The sequence below is a fragment of the Citrobacter sp. BIDMC107 genome (assembly GCF_001037575.1).
GTDB lineage: Bacteria > Pseudomonadota > Gammaproteobacteria > Enterobacterales > Enterobacteriaceae > Citrobacter > Citrobacter freundii.
Window position 1 is genome coordinate 3,614,091 of record NZ_KQ089848.1, and the last position, 20,904, is coordinate 3,634,994.

The window sequence follows — 20,904 nt, forward strand, 5'->3', positions numbered from 1 at the left end:
ACTCCTCGCCTCTTACTGATGACGTAAGAGGCGAGAAAAAGCGGTTAACAGTAACCCACTTTATAAATGCGCCCGCTCTGGATGCCTTCGACGCTGCGGCGATAGGCGTTGGCGACCGTGACGGCGGGGACGCTTTCAAAGCCGGGGAAGAACCCGTCATAGGCTGCAGCGGATTCACTCAGCACGGTCGGGCTTATCAGGTTAATACGCTGACCACGCTTTAGCTCACAGGCAGCGGCGCGCACAAATCCTTCCAGACCGGCATTGATCGTTGCCGCATTTGCGCCTTGTGCGATGGGCTCGTGGGCGATAATGCCGCTAATTAACGTTATCGAACCGCCATCATTGAGGAAATGCTGCCCGGTTAAGGCCAGACGTATCTGGCCTAACAGTTTATCCTGAAGCCCCTGATTAAAGTCCTGGTCGGTCATTGTCGACAGCGGTCCAAAGAACAGATTGCCGGTGGCGGAAACGATCGCATCTACCCGACCGACTTTTTCGAACAATGCCTCGACACTCTCCTGCGAGGTGATATCGACCTGGTAATCCCCCTGCGTGCGACCTACGCGGATCACCTCATGTTTACGGCTCAACGTTTCTGTGACTGCGCGACCCACTGTACCACTGGCACCAATAATGACGATTTTCATAACCACCTCCGCAATAGTGTGAGCCGCTATTCTTTAATGAAAATGAAATCGGATAAACTGGCTAAAAGTTAGATGATTACTAACCAGGGGTTTGCAATATGGATAAGTTACGCGGCATGGAAACGTTTGTCGCCGTGGTGGAGAGCGGGAGCTTTACTTCTGCGGCGACGAGGCTCGAGATGTCTGCGGTGATGGTGGGAAAATATATCGCCCAACTGGAAGCGCAGCTCGGCACGCGTTTGCTGGAGCGCAATACGCGTCGCCAGAGTCTGACCGATGCCGGACGCGTCTATTTTGAAGAAGCTCGTCGCGTGCTGGAGCAGGTATCGATAGCTGAACGTTCGGTAGAGCGTCTGCGGCTGGCACCAGCAGGGACGCTGCGCATAAGCGCGCCCACGTCTTTTGGCGCTTGCGTGATCTCGCCACTGGCCGCTGCGTTTTTACAGACCTGGCCAGAGGTGCGCATTGAACTGGATCTAACCAACCGGATGGTTGATCTGGTTAATGAAGGTGTTGATCTGGCGATCCGCATTGGCGATATCCATCAGACTGACGTGGTGGCGAAATACCTGTGTCCCTACCGTATGGCAATTTGTGCTTCGCCAGAATATCTTGCCCGCCATGGCACCCCCCGGACGCCCGCGGATCTGGTGGATCATCTGTGTCTGTCCCATACCGTGTGGACGGCCCGCAACGAGTGGATACTGCCTGGCGTGACGGGGGAAGTCAGATGGAAACGCGATGCGATCCTGCGCTGTAACGATGGTCATGGACTGCGTATGGCGGCGGTAGCGGGGGCTGGGCTGTTATTGCAACCGGAGGTGCTGTTGGCAGAAGAGCTGGCTACTGGCAAGTTGGTTCGTATTCTGGAAGGATTTACGCCACAGCCGCGACCGATTCATTTGCTGTGGCGACAGGATTTGCGTCCGTTGCCCAAGCTGACACGGTTTGTTGAACACCTGCTGGAAGGAATGCGAAGTTTGCGCTGAAGATGAAAATGCCGGATGGTGCTGCGCTTATCCGGCCTACAGTGGCGATTAATCGTAGGCCGGACAAGGCGCGTTACTAACCGATATCCACCTGCGGTTTGCTGTTGCGTTTACGGATCATGCGCAGCACCGGCGGGACCACGATAACCAGTACCGCCATCACCAGCAGCACTTTCGCCACGCCGCTGGCCCACAGAATATCCATACTCCCGTTACTGATAGACAACGCCCGGCGCAGGTTCTGCTCCAGCATTTCCCCGAGAACGAAGCCCAGAATCAATGGCGACATTGGGAAGTGCATTTTACGCAAAATGTAGCCCAGCACGCCGAGGGCGACCATCAACACCAAATCGAAGGTAGTGCTGTGGACAGCGTACACACCTACCGCGGAGACTGCCGCAATAGCGGGTACCAAAAACCACAGCGGAATGGTCAGCATGCGGGTAAACAAACCGATCAGTGGAATGTTCATCACCAGCAGCATTACGTTAGCGATCAGCAGCGCCGCAATCAGCCCCCAGACGATATCCGGCTGTTCAGTGAACATCGCCGGCCCCGGGGTGATGTTGTACAGCGTCAGCGCGCCCATCATCACCGCCGTGGTACCGGAGCCCGGCACGCCGAGCGTCAGCATCGGGATGAAAGAGCCGCAGGCCGAGGCGTTGTTGGCGGCTTCTGGTGCTGCTACGCCACGAATATCCCCCTTGCCAAAGCTGTCGCTGTTGCCGCTGAGCTTTTTCTCGGTCATGTAGGTGATGGCACTGGCAATGGTGGCGCCAGCGCCAGGCAGAACGCCGACGAAAAAGCCAATCACTGATGAACGCAGGGTGGCCCCTACGCACTGAGCGCCTTCTTTGGCGTTGAACAACATGCGGCCCGTTTTACGCACCAGCGTCTGGCCACTGCTGGTATGTTCCAGCATTAACAGTATTTCAGAGACAGAGAACAGCCCAATCACCACTACGATAAACTGCACACCGTCGGAGAGATGGACACTGTCAAAAGTAAAGCGATAAACCCCGGTGTTGGCGTCTACGCCGACGGTCGCAAGTCCGAGACCGATAAGCGCTGCCAGAAATGATTTCAGCGGATTTTGCGCCATCATGCTGCCGAGACAGGCAATGGCGAAAACCATTAAGGCAAAGTATTCTGCCGGACCGAAGGCCAGCGACCATTGGGCTAACGCCGGGGCAAACAGAATGATGCCGCCGATGGCGATAAGCGAACCAAAGAAAGAGCTGACCGCCGAGATAGAGAGCGCCACGCCGCCGCGTCCTTGCTGCGCCATCGGGTAACCATCCAGCGCGGTCATAATCGCCGCCGCATCGCCGGGAACATTCAGCAGGATGGAGGAGATGCGCCCGCCATATTCACAGCCAATGTAGACCGTAGCCAGCAGGATCAGCGCGGATTCTGCGGGCAGATGCAAAGCAAAGGCCAGCGGCAGCAGGATCGCCACGCCGTTGATTGGCCCAAGGCCAGGCAGCAAACCCACAATGGTGCCTACAAAACAGCCTATCAAGGCGATGACCAGGTTTTCCGGCGTCATTGCCACCGCGAAACCCTGAGAAAGATAAATCCAGGTATCCATCGTTTCTCCGTTAACCCAGCCAGGCGCCGAGTGGTAAGGTGACGTCAAGCAGTCGGTCAAAGGCATACCACAGCAGAATGCCGAGCACCGCGCCGGAAATACCCGCAGCCGGGATGGTTGCGCCGAACAGCATGCCAATCACCACAGTGAGAATGGCGGTGGCGATGGGAAAACCGAGCCACTCAAAACCCCAGGCGTACATCAACAGAACAATTACCATCGTCAGCAGCTTTTGCAGCACGTGGCGACGGGGCCAACTGATGGTATCCGGATGGCGCAACAGCAGCGCCACGGCGCATACCAACATCAGACTGATAATGCCCAGCGGGAAGGGACGCGGCCCTACGGGTTCATAGCTGTATTCGCTGCTGATTTGCCAGGCCACGAACAGCCCGGCTATGCAGAGCAACAGCCAGATACCTGCAAAAATACGATCGCTCATCATCTTTGCCTCTGCGTTTACTTCGCCAGACCGAAGGCTTTCGCCTGCTCACGATAATCCGTAACCTGTTTTTTCACGTAGTCGTCGAGCTGTTTGCCGCTCATGTTGAACTCAAACAGACCGCGCAGATCGCGTTGTTTTTTAAACTCATCGGTCTGCTGGAGTTTGTTAAAGGCATCAACCCACCACTGATACTCGGCGTCGCTGACTTTTGGCCCAACGTAGAAGCCACGAATGATAGGCCACACGAGGTCATAACCCTGCTCTTTGGCGGTTGGCACGTTGGCTAACTGGCCCGGTAGGCGTTGATCGGAGAACACCGCGAGCACGCGGATTTTGTCGCCGCTGAGGTAGGGCACCATCTCACTGAGATCGCCGGAAACCACTTGTACGTGATTTCCCATCAATGCGGTAACCGGTTCGCCACCGCCTTCAAAAGCCACATAGCGCATCTTGTGCGGATCGACATTGGCTTTTTGCGCCAGCAGCGCCGACTTCATCCAGTCCTGGCTACCGATAGAAGCACCTGCGCCAATGACCACGCTGTTAGGGTCTTTCTCCATTGCGGTAAGCAGATCTTTCAGCGTCTTCCATGGCGCATCCTGACGTACGGCAATCATGCCGTAGTCGGTGCCGACACTTGCCAGCCAGCGGACATCATCCACACCGTAGCGACCAAACTTGCCCTGAGACAGGTTCAGCAGGGAGCCGCCGGAGAAGGCCACCACGGTTCCCGCTTCAGCCGGGCGTTGAGCGACGATAGCGTTATAGGCCACGGCACCAACGCCGCCGGGCATGTAGGTTACGCGCATCGGTTTTTCGATAGCGCCGGTTTCCATCATGCTCACCTGAATCAACTTACAGGTGAGATCGAAACCACCGCCGGGTTTAGCAGGGGCGATACATTCAGTGCGCGATGGCGCTTGTTCGGCTAGAACAGAGGTACTCATCAGTAAAATGCTTGCAGTAAGGGTACGAAGTAACTGTTTTTTCATTGTTTATCCTCACGCCGGAAAACCGGATTTTCGGGTACGGAAGAAGATTTTTGTGATTATGTGAGCCGATGTGTAGCAGTTCGGTTGCGTGATTGTTAAAACATTAACCTTTCAATTCCCTTTCAATGCGGCAGAAACTTTACAGGATGTGATATGCGTCTCTTATTAGCGGAAGATAACCGTGAGTTAGCTCACTGGCTGGAGAAAGCGCTGGTGCAAAACGGTTTTGCCGTTGACTGCGTTTTTGATGGCCTGGCGGCCGATCACCTTTTACATAGTGAAACGTACGCGCTGGCGGTGCTGGATATCAATATGCCGGGGCTGGACGGCCTCGAAGTCGTTCAGCGCCTGCGTAAACGCGGACAGACGCTTCCCATTCTGCTGCTTACGGCGCGCAGCGCGGTGGCCGATCGGGTGAAGGGACTGAACGTCGGGGCCGATGATTATCTGGCAAAGCCGTTTGAAATCGAGGAGCTGGATGCCCGGCTGCGGGCCTTGCTACGGCGCAGCGCGGGGCAGGTACAAGGCATCCAGCAACTGGGGGAACTGGCGTTTCACGATGAAGGCTATTTTCTGTTGCAGGGGCAGCCGTTGGCGCTCACGCCGCGCGAACAGGCGCTGTTGACGGTGCTGATGTACCGTCGGTTGCGACCGGTTTCACGCCAGCAGTTGTTTGAGCAGGTCTTCAGCCTGAGTGATGAGGTCAGTCCTGAAAGCATTGAGCTGTATATCCATCGTTTGCGCAAAAAGCTACAGGGAAGTGATGTGCGCATCGCCACGTTGCGTGGTCTGGGCTATGTGCTGGAGCGTAGCGATGAAGTGGGTTAAACCCCAATCGTTATACCTGCAACTGCTGATGTTTTTGGGCCTGCCGCTAATGTTGCTGTGGGGCCTGTCAGCATTTAACAGCTATGTCAGTGCGCTACAGGCGGCGACCCAGGCGTATGACCGCACGCTGCTTTCATCCGCCAGGACCGTCTCCGAGCGGCTGGTGGTGCGCAATAAACAGTTAGAAGTGAATGTGCCATGGGTGGTGCTGGACAGCTTTGAATTGAATATGAACGACCGACTGTATTACAAAGTGGTTGATCCGGCGGGGAAGGTTATCTCTGGTTATGACGATTTACCGGCGATGCCACCTGCAACTTCGCGCACGCGGCTTTATCCGGCGCTGGCATGGTTTTATCACACTGAATATCGCGGTGAGGCAATCCGTGTGGCGCGTCTGCTGCAGCCTGTCAACGAAGGTGGCATTGTTGGCATGGCGGAGATTTATGTTGCCGAAACGCTGCAATCGCGGCGTTATCTGGCGCGACAGCTGTTGTTTTCCTCGTGGGTTTCGCAAGGGCTGCTGGTACTACTGACTCTGGTGCTGGTTGGCTGGCTGCTGCGCCGGGTGCTGCGCCCGATGCGCCAGCTGTCATCGCTGATGGTGCGTCGTGAGCCGGGGCTACTGACGCCGCTGCCGGAGCTGCTGCCGTGGTCGGAAACCCGTCTACTGATTGTGGCGTTTAACCGCTATCTGGACCGACTTCGCGGCCTGATTTCTCGCCAGGAGCGCTTCAGCGCGGATGCTTCCCATCAGCTTAAAACGCCGTTGGCAGTGCTGAAAACTCAGGCGGCGGTGGCTCTCGCCAGTCAGCAGCCGCAGCAGTGGTACGAGAGTCTGCAAGCCATGAGTACCACGCTGGATAACACCATTCAACTGACTGAAAGGCTGTTACAGTTGTCGGCGGTGAAGCGCAAAGAGCAAGGGGAAAGGCATTTCTCGCCGGTTAATCTGTATGAGGTGGTGCAAACCAGCTGTTTTACCCGACTGGCGCAAGCGCGTAGTAAAGGGATCGATCTGGGCTATGAAGGGGATCAGGACGCGGTGTGGGTCGAGGGCGACGAAGTCTTGCTCGGGGAACTGTGCGGGAATCTGCTGGATAACGCACTGAAATACACGCCGCCGTATGGCGTGGTGACTGCCCGACTGCGGCGAGAAGGAGAGGCTGTGGTGCTGGTAGTCGAAGATAGCGGGCCAGGCATTGATGAACAAATGGTGCATCTGGCGCTGCTCCCGTTTCATCGTCTGGATAACGTCGGCAATATTCCTGGGGCAGGAATCGGTCTGGCGCTGGTCAACGACATTGCTCGCCTGCATCGTACGCACCCACAGCTATCCCGGAGTGAAGCATTAGGCGGGTTAAGCGTACGGATGCGGTTTTTATGTCTGGAGCGAGAAAGGCAGGACGATCGGTGTCGTCCTGCGCCCGTTATTTAAAGGTCACTGTCGCATTGACCGGGATACTAAATGCGCCTGGTTGAGGAGGGTTCTTCAGCCAGAACAGGGTCGCCATGAACTCTTTGCGCCGACTGTCGCTCTGGTTGTTAAACGCGCCGCTGGTAAAATCGATGCGGTTGCCGCTGATAATATCCCCGGCGCCGGGCCGTGCAGCATCCTGAAGCGTAACGCCGATATCCGGCGTACCCTGACCGGTAAAAACCGTGCCGCTGTTGTGCGTGGTGCCGGTAAAGGTTATCGCGTAATTGATGCCGCGACATTCATGCTTCCCGGCAGCTTCTGCAGCGATAACGGCAAACTGTTTGCTGTGGCTGTTATCCTTGCCCGCTTTGGCTTCGGTAATGCTGATCCTGCCAAACTCGACGGTATCCGTTCCCTTATCAGAGGCGATCAAGACGATCGGTTCGCAGTTGATATAACTGATGTTATTCAGGCCGGTCAGCGCGGGGCCAAAGTTTTTTGCCGGATTGCTGGCGGAACAATGCGTACTGCAAGAGTTAATGCTGCCAATACCGTCGACGACGAAAACTTTGTTGATGGTGCGACCCGCCAGTGCGGGCAAAGGATCCGGGAGCTTTCCGGTGGCGACCAGACTGAGGTTAAAGGTGAAAGAGAAAGTTTGCGGAAGTGCCAGGCAGGCACTGGTATTTCTGTGGCTGTTACTATTGCAGTAGCCGTTTGAACCTGTTCGGGGCAGCGTTGCCTGATATTGCGTGGTGACGGCCTGCGCGCTCTGATCGTAAGAACGACCATCGATGCTCACCACCAGTTTCATATTGGTTCCCTGCAAAAAATGCGCAAACTCATGGTCGGGATCGATGTAGATTCTGGCCGCTTCGCCCTGGGGCATATGGTCCGTGTCGCTGCAGGTGACGCTAACGGTCTGTGAATTGGACACCCAGACGGTGTCTCCGGCGGTGGTGCTGTGGCTAATTTTAATCGGATCAACGTGTACAGAGACGCTGTTTGCTGTACAGGTAACCGCATAGCTTGTACTACTGAAGATCGGCAAACAAAACAGCGCCACGAGTTTAACTATTTTTAACGGATTCATTGATTGCACCTTACGAACCGACGCACTGGGCAGTAATTTGTGTATATCCGATTTTCTTCACCGGCTGGTGATGGTTATCCGGCATTTGAATAAAGCAGTGTTCATTGGTATGTGAGCCCCAGCGCACTTCCAGGCGCGAATTATCTTCCACGCCGCTGGCATACAGAGCGCCATGCAAACCGACCAGGCCGTGATTGCGGCCTTTGGCATCCCGAACGATCGCACCAACCGGCGGGGCTATGTTGCCAGGTATGACGGCATTCACCAGATAGTTGCGCCCGCTGAAGGTTTCAAACACGACTTTGCCGATGGCTTTCTCTGTCGGGACAATTTTTTTCTGTGCCTGGGGAATATCCAGACCGGCGCCAATATCGGCGGTATTCAGACTCACCACGTTGTAATGCCAGGCATCTGCCGCAGTCAGGACCGCATAGCCGTTACCGTCTATCGCCACGCCGTTTTGTTGCTGGATATGGACGCCGTCGGCATTTTGAGCCTCGACCAACACCATGGTGTCACCCGGAGAGTGCATAAGCGTAACGCCGCCTGCGTGCAGCATCGCCCCGCCGCTGATGCCCATATTCATATTCTGGTAGTTGCGCCCGGCGCTATAGCCTCCCTGAACGTTCATCTTGTCGCCTTGCCAGGCGGCGTTAACGCCGGCAGCGGAATCCTGTCGATCGGTGGTACTGCCTTGAACGCCCCAGCTTAGACGATCGTCAAATGCGGTGTTGCTGTAGCTGGTGGAGTAGCTGTCGCCATTCTGCTGGCTATGCATCACGTTGGCAGAGACAAAGCCGTGGCTGTCCATGAAATCAAATGGGATGGATAACGTCAGGTTGATACTGCGGTCCTGGTAGTCGTACTGGTTGCGGGTGTCCTGCACGTATACGCTCCAGTTAATTTTCCCCAGCGTATCGTTGTAACCCAGCTGTATCGTGCGGTCGTGACTCCCGTTGTGCCAGTAGTTTTGCTGGCTGGCGCTGACGTAAAGCGAGGCGTTATCCCACAAACGCTGATTAACAGAAACCTCAAAACGTTGGCGGCGATTATTGTAGTTACTGGTGTAGTAATGCTTTTTGTTGTGCTGCTCGCCAGGGTAACGCAACTGCTGATTGGGATCGTCATAGGCGATGTCGTAATAACCCGAGGACCAGCTGTTATGCTCGTTAATGGTGTCGCTAAAGCTGTAATAGCCGGATGTATTGTAGCGGTAGCCAACCAGACGAAAATCCGTGCCGTACTGGTTCAGCGATTTAGAATACAGGAAACGGTAACTTTGCCCCGTGGACGCTTCTCCGCTGGCAAGCTGTGCTCGGGCGGTGGTGATATCAAAGGAGATCGCGCCAAACTGATGCAGATCCTGAGCGACCCCGGTGGCAATCGCGTTGTAACTTTCCGCCGTCAGTAAACCGCCGTACAGCGTGGTTCCAGAGCTGAGGCCATAGCTCAACGTTCCTTGGACAAAACGGGGCCGCCAGCCGCCACTGTAACCGTCACGGTATTCCCCGGCCGTAAACTGAAAACGGCTGTTACCTGCGCGCAGCATGTTCGGTACCGCCGAATAAGGCACGCTGAAATTGCGACGGCTGCCATCGGCTTCAATAACGCTAACATCCAGATCGCCACTCTGGTTGCTGGGGTTAATATCGTCGATGTCAAACGCGCCCGGCGCGACGTTTTTACTGTAGATCAGGTAGCCATTTTGCCGGATTTCGATTGTGGCATTGCTGTTGGCGACGCCGCGAACGACCGGGGCAAAATCGCGTTGGCTATCAGGCAACATATTTTCATCGCTGGTGAGCTGCGCCCCGGTAAACTGGATGCTGTCGAACACATTGTCATCCGTGTAGGTTTGCCCGATGCGCAAGCGGCTACGTAGCGCAACAATATTGCGCTCCACCCACGTAGAAACCGCCTGCCCCTGGCGGCCTGAACCGCTGGCGTAGCTGAACGTGGACTGGTTACGGAAATGCCATCCCGCCAGGTTGATGCCGTTGGCAAAACTGGCAAAAACGGAGTCATGATCCTGACCCTGTTCGGCCAGGCGGGTAGTATTGACGTTGTAGCCGACAAAAGCGGCATTAACCCCATCGTCATAGGCAGACTCCGGGACTGCATCGTGTGCGGTCGAGAGCAGAAAAGCTTCCGGCACTGAAATATCAATACGCTGGTAGTTTGCATCTGCCGTCAGGCGGCTGTTTGCTATCAGCGCTGTGAGCTCAATGCAGGTATCGCTGCGGTCATCCGGGATTTTAATCCCGTATCTGCGCAGATCGTCAGCGCTTAGGCAGGGTTGTGGCTTGCCTTCTGGCTGACGTCTTTTGAAGGCAACATTGCGCGTCTCAACGAAGCTATGATCAATATAAATATCGTATTCAAACGTCCCTTCGCTAAGCCCATCATTACGGGCGATTTGCACCACGGAGGTAATATTTTGCGCACCGTGCACAAAACGGGTATTAAATTGTGGCGCACTGTTGGCGTAAGCAGGCATACACAGGACCAACGTTGACAGCGTAAAGACCTTTTCCTTAAACCGTTGCGGTTGCTTATTTTTTATCATCATTGCAACCCCTGACTTAATAACACGATATCGGGACGTTATTGACCGCGTTAGTGCCGCCGTAATCATCTACCCAGTTAAAATCTATGTGGCTAACTTTTTGCTGCGACAGCGTAAACGTGCGTTCGCCATGAGGATTCACCATATCGGCATCAACGTTTTGGCCGTTAATATGCAATTGCGTCAGAGAAATATGTAACGGTGTCGGATTAACGGCACGCAGAGTATTTCCGTGACATTGCCACTGTAATTTCTCGACCGCTTCAGGTAGCGTCATATTCAACCCCGCAGGGCGATAAAAGAGTTTGATGCGAATTCGTTGCGCCAGTTGTAAGGTATTTTCCTCGTTTTCAATGGTGGGGATTTCCTGCACGTTAATCCACAATACTGATTCAACATCCTGGGGAAACCCGTTGCCCTGGTAAATAGCCCGTAGCCCGGCGGATTTATGGCCGTCGAGTTTCAGGATCGGCGGGGTAATTATCATTGGTAGATTGGCCGGCGTCTCATCTGGATTACCCTTATCCAGCCATGTCTGTACCATATATGGCTTGTCTGTATTATTGTTGACGTCAAACATCGCTGCTTTATCGTTCTCATTATAAATAACGCGTGTTTGACCCAAATTAATCGCGCTGTGTGCGGTGCTAACCACGCACAGCAACAGATAAAAGAAGACTTTATTCATCAGGTGCACTTTCCAGATTCAGGGAACAGTGCCATCCATAGCAATCAACGTCCGTTATTTATAAATGACGGTATAATTCATATCCGCAGTAATTGTGCCTGCCGCAGGCAGCGTTGCGCCTATTTGCTGATATTTGGCGACCAAATCAATATGTGCATCGCCGTTTTGGTCCGGTGTCAATGACACTTCATTCTGACTAGCGGAGAAATCGAGGGCTTTACCTGAGTTACCTTTATTGTCCACTTCAATGCCGACATCGGTGGCTGCTCCTGTTGTACGAGTTGCTTCCAACAATGTGGTATTACTGCCAGGATTTTTACCGGTAAAGACCACCACATAGCTGTGTGCTCCCGTTGCGCCACTACAGCCGGTAAATTGCAACGTAAACTGAGTATCGCCGGTGGTAGAGCCCGCGCCGCCAAATAACTGGTTGGTGACTTGCGGTAATACGACGTTTGTATTTGTTGGATTGGCGGTGTTCACCACGCAGGTGCTGGCAACAATTTCACCGGTAAAATGGACCGTCGCGGTGGCTTTAGAACCTGCTCCCGCGGTGGTGGCGTAATTAGTACTTCCTGCCGCGCCAACATTAGCCGCAAACAAAGCAACCAGCGCGGTGCAGGTGAGTGTAATTTTCTTCATCATAACTCCGTTAAATTTATTATTTACCCAGAAGAGTACTTGTCAGAGGCGCAGATTCAGCCGGAGTACATCAATGTCAAAAAATGATGCAGGACTTCATTTGAAAGAAACGATTAACGTTTGTAAATTGCTCAACAAGTCATCCGCTGCGGATATTATTTATTTGCGAAAAATAAGTAAACATAATTTTTTATGTGTGATGAAAGGGTGTTTCAGTAATCTTTTCAGGTTTTTTAACACGGTGTATACATGATTATAAATAACGTATGGGATTATCGTTGTGGTACATTTAACAAAATATCAATGTTGTCATTTATTCTTTTTGGGTGTTTTGAATGAACGGGTTGATCTGTGTTGAAATTGCTGTTGTTAGATGTATAAATTCGCAGAATGTTGATATTAGCGAGATGTGATATTCATTTTTGGGTTGATCAGTTACAGTGTGTTTTTTATACCTGTAAAGTCATGTTGGTCATCTCCAGTCATCGGAGTTGCTACAATTATTTAAACTAAATTTTTGTGCTGAATTTGATTGTTCTTCATTTTTGTACATCAGAATGACGATAATTCTAAGGTCCAATCAGTAAGCATTACGCTCACAATAAGCTTGCTAATCATTTTCTTGTTAATATATTCCCGTGTTATTTTTCTAAAGGATATTATATACGCTTATATATGCTACGGATTTCTCGTTGTGGGAAGGCGGCAAGTGAGAGGCTCCCGATGAGCCTACCCCAGTAAGTGACCCGGGTATTCATCATACGATTACACTTGCTATTAGTTCATGAACTGTTATCTGTCAATGCGATTTTTGTTGCAGGTAATTATATTTTCTAATGTGGAAAATAAATCGAGCTTGATTTTAATAGTCAATAAAATCATATTGATGCTGATATCTTGTGAGGTGCTTGTCACAACTTATCATCTTTCTTTTTACATTTGCTGACAATCTACCCTTGTGTTTTTTAAGCTTGTGATATAATTAACTTCATGAAATAAGAAAAAAACAATTAAAGATCAATCGATAATAGGTTGAGATATGCTTAAAAATTCGCTAAAAATTAGCAGTCAAGGATATCCAGTCTTTTTAAAACTGGTCGATTTCATTGTTATCAATGTGGTGTTAATTTTTAGCGCCCATCTGCTGGGTTTGGTGCCCTTTAACACCATTGCGATTTTGAGTCTTCTCTTCTCGATCTTTTTCTTACTGTTTGCTGAATACATTAAAATGTACCAGCAAAAGATTAAGACGATCGGTTTGCGTAATCAAAAACGCTTGGTTTTTTGTACGCTGCTGGCGATTTTTTTTAACGAACTGGTCAGTATGACGGTGGCTGAGCCTGAATCACTCGGCTACTTAGACAGACTGCCTTCACCGTTTTATTCAGCCATTATTTACTGGTACTTCATTCCATTACCTTTTCTATACTATATCCGCTTTTTTCTTTTCAAATACACCGCCAGAAAAAATATTCGCGTTGCTGTGATTGGGCTTACTGAGAACGGTCTGGCGGCGGAAAACGCATTGACCACTGAATATGCCAATATCAAATTAGACTTGGCATTTTATGATGAACGCAGTCCATCCCGTTGCGGCGATATGGTGGAGAAAATAAAAAGTCCCTTTCGCGGCTCGGTGAGCAATTTAGTTGAGGAAGCCAGGCAGGGAAATATAGACGAAATCTACATCGCTTTACCGATGGTTGCTTTACACCGAATTCGTCATTTTTTAGCGATGATGTCTGACACCACCGTAGATACCTATATTGTCCCTGACTTTTATACCTATAGTAACAACATGTCCAAGTTACGCTCCATCCACAACCTGCAAACTATCGGTATCTTCAGTTCACCGTTTGAAGGGGCGGGGTCGTTTATTAAGCGGGCGGAAGATCTGGTTCTTGGCAGCATCATTATGGTGATGATTTCCTCGCTGATGCTGGCTATTGCCATTGGTATCAAACTCACGTCCCGCGGGCCGGTGTTTTTCAAACAGGACCGCTATGGTCTTAGCGGGCAAAAAATTAAGGTCTGGAAGTTTCGTTCTATGCGCGTCATGGAGAATTCCGATACGGTTATTCAGGCCACGAAAAACGATCCGCGGGTAACCAAATTCGGGAGCTTTTTACGCCGCACTTCGCTGGATGAACTTCCGCAATTTATTAACGTTTTGCAGGGAAGTATGTCGATTGTCGGTCCCAGACCTCATGCGGTAACGCATAATGAGCAGTACCGCAAACAGGTCGAAAATTACATGATCCGCCATAAAGTGAAGCCTGGGATCACTGGGCTTGCACAGATCAACGGTTTCCGCGGGGAAATCGATGCGCTTTATAAGATGGAAAAACGGGTTCAGTACGATATTGAGTACATTCAAAACTGGTCGTTATGGCTGGATATAAAAATCATCATTAAAACTATTTTCAAAGGATTTGTCGGTAAGAATGCATACTAAATTGATAGTGATTACCGGAATCGTGATATCGCAGCCCGCATGGGCTGATTTAACCCCGAAATCACACATTGGCTTTGCGGGAATCGACTTCCAGGGCAAGGTCGCTGTGGATTATGGTTATAATGATAACGTTTCTTATCAGCCACATAGCAGCGATGCTATTGGTTCCTCGTTTCAGAGCGCAGCGCCTGTACTGAGTATGATCGGAGAGCGTGGTCAGGATAAGTATTTACTGATGTATTCCGGAGATTATCGTAACTACTCCAGTGATTCCGCTGATAACTATAACGATCATTTTTTCCGTTTTAACGGTGCCTGGCGGTACGGGCTCAAGCATGGTCTAACCCTCAATCTGGAGGATACGCTTGGGCATGAATCCCGTGGTCGCGGTATTACCGAGGGTTTTCTCCCGGGCCAATTCGAGCAGTATGGGATTACATCTCCACTGACGACGAATTTTATCAACAGTGAATTGCGTTACAGTTACGGCGCACCTGATGGGCGTGGGAAAGCGGAACTGGCGTTGTTGTATAAAAAACTCACTTTCGGCAACACGTCTGATGTACGGGACAGCAGTGAAGACTTCTACAATTATATTCAGGAACAGGAATGGCACGAAAATAGCTTGGTGGCAGAAATTTTTGACCAGTACACATCCAGAACGCGCTTTCGCTATAGTTTTATTACTAACCAGCGTCGCTATGATAACAACTCAGAAAAAGACACTAATGAGTACTATTTGCTGTATGGCCTGAAGTCGCAGTTGACGGGGAAAACCAATGTCGACATGAATATTTCATGGCTGTATAAAACATTTGAAAACAACGCAAACTCGCATGATTTTAATGGTCTAAACTGGGACATAAAAGCGGAGTGGAAGCCATTACAACAATCAGTTTTCACGGCCCACTCTGCGCAAAGCATTAAAGACCCATCGGAAGTTGGGGGATATATTTTAGTGACCCAGTATGGCCTTTCTTACCAGCATTTCTGGTTAGGCACTCGTTTTTCTACTTTATTGGACTACTCATTCACTTCGGAAGACTATAAAAAACAGAACAAGGATCGACATGATAAAGATGGTGTGTTTAGCGTAACCATGAGCTATGACTATACGCCGTCGGTTAATTTTGAGATTAAATATCAGATAGATACATTAAATTCGAATAGGGATACTGACTCGTTTTATATCGGTCCCAACGACAATCAGGAAGTTATTAGAACGTTGGGTTATGATAATTCTATGATTATGCTTAAAGCTAAGGTTCAGATCTAAAATGAAAATAATAGAACTGTGCGCGGTTTTGCTTTTCAGTATCCTGTTGGTCGGATGCACAACGTCCAGCCCGCGATTAATGGACGATCCTGCTACTGTTCAGCAGGATTACCGACTTGGGGCGGGGGATACGGTCAATATCGCTGTTCATGGTCAACCCGATATGACGATGCGGTTTATTTTGGATAAGAGTGGGGAAATTAATTTCCCGTTTGTTGGTGCTCTTAAATTACAAGATAAAACCGTTGATCAAGTGACAAAAGAATTAACTCAACGCCTGACCGGAGATTATTTTACCACTCCGATGGTGACGGTGAGCATTGCCGAGTTCCGCAAATACTATGTTTCAGGCGAGGTGAAAAGTCCAAATGGCTTCGCCTATGAGCCAGGGCTTACCGTCGAGAAATCTATTGCGCAGGCGGGTGGGTTTACAGACCGTGCGGACCGTCAAGATATCAACATTCGTCTGTCGGGTAGCAATCAGCTGCTTGAGAATGTCGATTTAACGCACTCTGTTCATCCAGGGGATGTCGTGATTATTGGCATGGGGTTCTTCTAACGATGAAACTATCTATAGTGGAAAACGGCAAAAAACGAGAAAGCAGTGTCGAATTCTCCCGCTTTGCCAAAGAGTTGAAAAAGAACGCCTGGAAAATCGCACTGGCCGGTATCGTTGCCGGGGTCGTCGCGTATCCATTAATCAGCATGATGTCCTCAAAGTATGTTTCAACGGCGACGGTGCTGATTAAGGCGCAAGCTGATAACGTTTCTCCGTTTCCACAGGTTGATGGTTTCGATTCAACGCGTAGTGGTTACTACGAAACACAATATGCGTTGATGCATTCACGTATTGTGCTGGAGAAAGCCATACGTGATATGAAGCTGGATGAAAACCCGGAGTTTACCGGGGAAAAAGCCGGTGCTCGGGGGGCTGATAGCAATGAAAGTCGGCAACTGAGAATGGAACAAGCGCTGAAAACGCTGGCGAAAAATCTGAATGTCATTGGTATTCGTACGACGAACCTGGCGTCTATTACCTATGAATCAACGTCCCCACAGGTTGCGGCTGACATTGCGAATGGCGTCGCGCAGGCTTTCATCAACTACACGGTGGAGCAGAAGCGTCTGAAGGTGGAGAAAGCTCGCGAACTGAATTTTGAAAAAATGGAAGAGATTCAGAAATCGATAGCTAAGCAAAAAGACGAGATGGACAACTATCTGAAAAATGCCGGGCTGCTGACCTTCCGTGGAATCGATGGTTTTGAAACCGAGCAGTTAAGTATCGTAACCAATCGCCTGGCCGATGCAACTCAGCGTCGGGTTGCCGCTGAATCTGTCTATAACGAGGTGAACGGGGGAGGTAAGTCCATTGAGAGCGTTATCTCGCTGCCTTCGGTCTCTAATCATGCTCAGATCCAGGATTTGCGCATTGCGTTGATTCAGGCGCAACGAACGTTGTCCGAACAGCGTAAAGTCTACGGGCCAAAAAATCCCGCCATTTTAAAAGCGGAGGCCGATGTTCAGTCGATCCAAAACCAGACTGGACGAGTGTTGGGTGAGCTGAAAGTCGGTTTACGCCAGCAATATCTGGCGGCGCTGGCGGACGAAAAAAACTATCAACAGCAGGTGACTGAGCAGAAAGAGATCTTCCAGAAAATGGCGTCAAAACGGGATGCCTGGAACAGTCAAAAGCTGTCGTTAGATAAAATGGAAGACCTGTATAAATCGCTTTATCAACGTACTCAAGAGCTGTCTCTGTCCGGCGTGAATGCTGATGCGGTGTTATACGACCCTGCGGTACCCGCCTTAAAACCGGCGAAACCGAATAAATCTTTGCTGTTGCTGATGGTGGTCATGCTGGTGGTGGTGTTCAGTATCATGTATTTCATTGTTAAAGCGGCAATGGATAACTCAATCGGTACTCTCAGTCGCATGAAAAAACGGCTCAATGTTGCTCCGCTGGGTGAAATCCGTCGTTTTAGCGGAACCTCAGGGCGCGCGCAGGTGCGGGACATGATCATGAAGAACCCGCTGAATGCCGATATTGTGCACGGTATCCGTACCCGGATTATGCTGGATAATCGACCTTTACAGACGCTTGCGGTGGCGTCGACGGAGCACGGCGATGGGCGTTCTTTGTTGGCGAATCTGTTAGCTAACTCTTTTAGTTTCGACCAGAAAACACTGCTTATTGATGCGGATTTCTTTAACACTGACGGGCTCTCTTCTGAACTGGCGTCGGCAACATCCGCAGGTTTGGCAGAACTGTTGCGCGGGGAGGTTCAGCTTGAACAGGCGCGGATTACGCTCAGTGATCATCTCGATTTTATTCCGCACGGCAAGACAACCATCTCTTCTCTACTAATGCTGTCGTCGGGGCACGTTGAGCCCTTAATGCGCGAACTGAAATCGCACTATCAGCGCATTATTATTGATGTCGCTGCTGTGAATCAGAGTCAGGATGTTCAACTGATTAAACGCGCCGTTGATGGGGTGATTTTCATCGTGAAAGCCGGGACGGGGTCCGCCGGGCAAATCGCCAACGCGCTGGATAAGCTGGAAGAAAATAACGGCGTGGTAATTGGCGCGGTACTCAATGCGGTTGAAGAAAAAGATCTTGAGACGCAAGAAGGTCTGCGTTCACTGAACTTCAGTACCGATCAACTGATGACCACGCCAGGCCGCGTATGAGTCTACTGAAGAGCGCTTCCACAATAGCCGGTTCATCAGTCATCTCGCAGTTGATTGGTGCACTGTCTATTTGGTTGATTTCACACAAGTACGATATGGCTGAGGTGGGGCTTTATGCACTCAACTACAGCATCGCCGTGGTGGGCGCTCAGGTGTGTACCTTTGCATCACAGCTGTTAATTCCTAAACAGCAGGATGACGAACTGGTACAGAATGTTGTGTTTTGCCTGATCCAAAGCACGATCATTGCCTTACCTTACGCCGTGCTCACCGCGTGGCTGTTTCACCAGAACATCCTGTTTCTCTATTTGCTGACGTTGGCAACGGCGTGGGTTTTGATCTCGGAAAACCTGTCGCTACGCACGGCCAACTTTCGTTTTCTGATTTTCCAGCGTATTTCTGTTTCAGTGGTGGTATTACTTTCGGTTCTGATTACGCATTATGTACAGCTGTTTTATTGGTCGTGGGCCTGCGCGACGATGGCGCTGACCATAAGCTGTATTTTGCATTCGTTTGATATTCGTTCGGTGGCAGCCAGACATCTGCGACCCGCCAGTAATTGGCATTTTTTCAAACAGAATATTCATCACATTACCAAAGTGGGCAGTGCGGAAGTGCTGGCGATGGCCAGCAGCAATTTGCCGATTATGCTGATTAACTTTTGGTTCTCGGCGCTGACGGCGGGTTATTTTTCCGTGGTTAGCCGCTTTTGCCTGGCACCGGTGGTGATCATCGGCAACGCGGTACGCAATACTATTTTCTCCAAGTGGTCTATCGACTTCAGAAATAATACCTTTAACTATCAGGAATATACCAGGGTACGTATGCTATTGCTGGTACTAGGGGTTATCTGTACCCTTGGGGTTTTTATTTTCTATCCGATTGTGATGCGCCTCGGTTTTAGCGAAGACTGGATTAACTCCATTGAGACGTCGCGCTACATGTTGCCCTATTTATTCCCTGCGCTGGCGATAAGCCCTCTGACGGTGATAGAACTTATTTTTGGTTCCCATCGCTATTTTCTGCGTATCCAACTGGAACAGCTGGCGATTGTACTATTCGCTTTTGTCGTGACGCCCTATTTTTATAAAGATTATGCAACGTCGGTCATCTTGTTTTCTTCACTGACATTTATTCGCTACGCCTTCATTTATCTGAAAATGAATAAGCGAGCCAATCTCCTGAAAGACAAGCCGGTGATAATATGACACTGAATACCGGATACTATTTACAGGTTTATACTTTTGTCACGCTGATCCTGTGTGGCTTGGTGCAATACTTTACCGGTATGCAGTCAGTGCTGTGGATACCTTTTTTCCTCACCTTATTGATGGTGGGATTATTGGTGATGCAGACGCGTGATGGCTCGCTGCAACTGGATGCGCAAGAGACGATTGTTCTGGCGTTGTATTTCTCGTTCCTGGTACTGGCTGGGACATCGACGCTGATTCAGGGCGGGATCACCGTCGCGATTGTGGCATTCAAAAACGAAATTGCATTGTCGCTGGTGATGATCTGTTTGCTGCTAGGGTTTTGCCGGGAGTCGCAGATTTATCGTGTAACACGCTATCTGTACTGGGTTTTTTATGCGCAGATCCCGGTAATGATTTATCAGGTTTTACTGGTCGTTCCCCAGCGCGTCGCGGTGCGCGGCGAAGATGAAAAATGGGACTCCGTGGTTGGCACGTTTGGCGGTGACCCCATGGGGGGCGGGAATACTGCCGCAATGGGGCTGTTTTGCCTGTTAATTATGTTGTTAAAAGTCTCCGAATATAAGCATGGGCTCACCACGTTCAAATCCATGGCGCTGCATATTGTTCTCGGTATCGGGTTATGCATAATTGGTGAAGTGAAGTTTGTCATCCTGCTATCGCCAATATTCCTGGCGTGGGTGTGGCTCTCACCGAGCTACGTCAAAGACGTTAGTAAGGTTAATCTGAAGACGTTATTGGTTATTGTGGCGGGAATGCTGTTGCTCATTAGCCTGTCGATTGTGATCCTAGCGTACTATTATTCTACGGCGTTCGGTGGCGATCCATCGAAAAGCTCGTTAAGTATTTTTATCGACTCCTTAAGCTATATCTTTGATCCAAACTACATTATGTCTACCGGTGAATTAGGGCGCTTTACGACGTTCCTGTTCTGGTTGAAAAATAACGATCTGTGGGGGCTTTCAGGAACGTTATTTGGCTACGGACTCAACGCCACTAACAGTGGTAGTACGGTGTCGCCGGGATTTTTGAATATTATCTACAACTTAATTCTCGACTCGACTTCCCTGAGTATGCTGCTGTGGGAAGTGGGGGCGATTGGTACATTACTCTTTGTTAGCTTATTCATTTATATCCTGAAAGTTTGTCAGCCAAAGCCATTACTGAGACTTGAACAACTGGACCAGCAGGATCTCCAGTTGCTGAGTTTTGCACCGGCGTTTAACGCTTTTGCTATCAGTTGCTTAATTAGCTTACCTTACAGCCAGATACTGATGATTACACCGATGTTACAATACCTGTTCTATTTATCACTAGGTGCAAGTTTAGTGATTCGTCGAACCGTCCTTCGCTGCGTAGGGTAATTG

General features: G+C 50.3%; 17 protein-coding genes. 9 read left to right on the forward strand and 8 right to left on the reverse strand.

Translation table 11 applies throughout. The features are described from left to right. Positions 1-44: 44 nt before the first annotated feature. Positions 45-650 carry a short chain dehydrogenase gene (locus SK39_RS16930; RefSeq protein ID WP_048217220.1) on the reverse strand — a complete coding sequence of 202 codons (606 nt, stop codon included), beginning with the start codon at positions 648-650 and terminating at the stop codon, positions 45-47. Positions 651-748: 98 nt separating this feature from the next. Here SK39_RS16930 and SK39_RS16935 point away from each other — a divergent pair, with 98 nt between their 5' ends. Then, positions 749-1,639: a LysR family transcriptional regulator gene (locus tag SK39_RS16935; protein ID WP_003839711.1), complete on the forward strand. Its 891-nt coding sequence runs from the start codon at positions 749-751 to the stop codon at positions 1,637-1,639. 76 nt (positions 1,640-1,715) lie between these two features. On the opposite strand, the gene SK39_RS16940 is transcribed toward SK39_RS16935, so the two are convergent. The 3 genes from SK39_RS16940 to SK39_RS16950 are packed head-to-tail and all read right to left on the reverse strand — an operon-like array spanning position 1,716 to position 4,667. Then, positions 1,716-3,230 (reverse strand): tripartite tricarboxylate transporter permease, encoded by a 1,515-nt coding sequence (locus tag SK39_RS16940; RefSeq protein ID WP_003826025.1) that lies wholly within the window; start codon positions 3,228-3,230, stop codon positions 1,716-1,718. Positions 3,231-3,240: 10 nt separating this feature from the next. Continuing rightward, the gene (locus SK39_RS16945; RefSeq protein WP_008321484.1) at positions 3,241-3,675 is read right to left on the reverse strand and encodes a tripartite tricarboxylate transporter TctB family protein; all 435 of its coding nucleotides are present in this window, start codon (positions 3,673-3,675) and stop codon (positions 3,241-3,243) included. 14 nt (positions 3,676-3,689) lie between these two features. Beyond that, on the reverse strand, positions 3,690-4,667 hold the full coding sequence (locus SK39_RS16950) for a Bug family tripartite tricarboxylate transporter substrate binding protein (RefSeq protein ID WP_003846007.1): 978 nt from the start codon (positions 4,665-4,667) through the stop codon (positions 3,690-3,692). A gap of 153 nt (positions 4,668-4,820) precedes the next feature. On the opposite strand from SK39_RS16950, the gene tctD reads away from it, so the two are divergent. After that, positions 4,821-5,495, forward strand: coding sequence for a transcriptional regulator TctD (gene tctD, locus SK39_RS16955; RefSeq protein ID WP_048217221.1), 675 nt, complete (start codon positions 4,821-4,823; stop codon positions 5,493-5,495). Further along, the gene (locus tag SK39_RS16960; RefSeq protein WP_032938095.1) at positions 5,482-6,933 is read left to right on the forward strand and encodes a sensor histidine kinase; all 1,452 of its coding nucleotides are present in this window, start codon (positions 5,482-5,484) and stop codon (positions 6,931-6,933) included. The genes tctD and SK39_RS16960 overlap by 14 nt, the downstream gene beginning before the upstream one ends. On the opposite strand, the gene SK39_RS16965 is transcribed toward SK39_RS16960, so the two are convergent. Genes SK39_RS16965 through SK39_RS16980 form a run of 4 tightly spaced genes read right to left on the reverse strand, consistent with a single transcriptional unit; the run spans position 6,926 to position 11,904 of the window. Beyond that, complete coding sequence (locus tag SK39_RS16965) at positions 6,926-8,008, reverse strand: fimbrial protein (RefSeq protein WP_032938094.1); 1,083 nt, start codon at positions 8,006-8,008, stop codon at positions 6,926-6,928. The two genes, SK39_RS16960 and SK39_RS16965, sit on opposite strands and share 8 nt — an antisense overlap. Positions 8,009-8,018: 10 nt before the next feature. Further along, complete coding sequence (locus SK39_RS16970; protein ID WP_048217222.1) at positions 8,019-10,577, reverse strand: fimbria/pilus outer membrane usher protein; 2,559 nt, start codon at positions 10,575-10,577, stop codon at positions 8,019-8,021. Positions 10,578-10,590: 13 nt separating this feature from the next. Next, a complete protein-coding gene (locus SK39_RS16975; protein WP_044699645.1) occupies positions 10,591-11,262 on the reverse strand; it encodes a fimbrial biogenesis chaperone in 672 nt (223 codons plus the stop codon). A 54-nt stretch (positions 11,263-11,316) separates the two neighbouring features. After that, a complete protein-coding gene (locus tag SK39_RS16980; RefSeq protein WP_048217223.1) occupies positions 11,317-11,904 on the reverse strand; it encodes a fimbrial protein in 588 nt (195 codons plus the stop codon). A gap of 1,039 nt (positions 11,905-12,943) precedes the next feature. On the opposite strand from SK39_RS16980, the gene SK39_RS16985 reads away from it, so the two are divergent. From SK39_RS16985 to SK39_RS17010, 6 genes are read left to right on the forward strand one after another with little or no spacing between them, the layout of a single operon-like run. Continuing rightward, a complete protein-coding gene (locus SK39_RS16985; RefSeq protein ID WP_048217224.1) occupies positions 12,944-14,359 on the forward strand; it encodes an undecaprenyl-phosphate glucose phosphotransferase in 1,416 nt (471 codons plus the stop codon). Further along, complete coding sequence (locus SK39_RS16990) at positions 14,349-15,635, forward strand: outer membrane beta-barrel protein (RefSeq protein WP_003839728.1); 1,287 nt, start codon at positions 14,349-14,351, stop codon at positions 15,633-15,635. Before SK39_RS16985 ends, SK39_RS16990 begins: the two co-directional genes overlap by 11 nt. 1 nt (position 15,636) lies before the next feature. After that, positions 15,637-16,194 (forward strand): polysaccharide biosynthesis/export family protein, encoded by a 558-nt coding sequence (locus tag SK39_RS16995; protein ID WP_003037180.1) that lies wholly within the window; start codon positions 15,637-15,639, stop codon positions 16,192-16,194. Positions 16,195-16,196: 2 nt separating this feature from the next. Further along, entirely contained in the window at positions 16,197-18,326 is a 2,130-nt protein-coding gene (locus tag SK39_RS17000) for a GumC family protein (RefSeq protein ID WP_032938085.1), read from the forward strand. Next, positions 18,323-19,534: a lipopolysaccharide biosynthesis protein gene (locus SK39_RS17005; RefSeq protein ID WP_032938083.1), complete on the forward strand. Its 1,212-nt coding sequence runs from the start codon at positions 18,323-18,325 to the stop codon at positions 19,532-19,534. The genes SK39_RS17000 and SK39_RS17005 overlap by 4 nt, the downstream gene beginning before the upstream one ends. Then, positions 19,531-20,901, forward strand: a complete 1,371-nt coding sequence (locus SK39_RS17010; RefSeq protein WP_048217225.1) for a hypothetical protein — start codon at positions 19,531-19,533, stop codon at positions 20,899-20,901. The genes SK39_RS17005 and SK39_RS17010 overlap by 4 nt, the downstream gene beginning before the upstream one ends. The last annotated feature ends 3 nt before the right edge of the window (positions 20,902-20,904 follow it).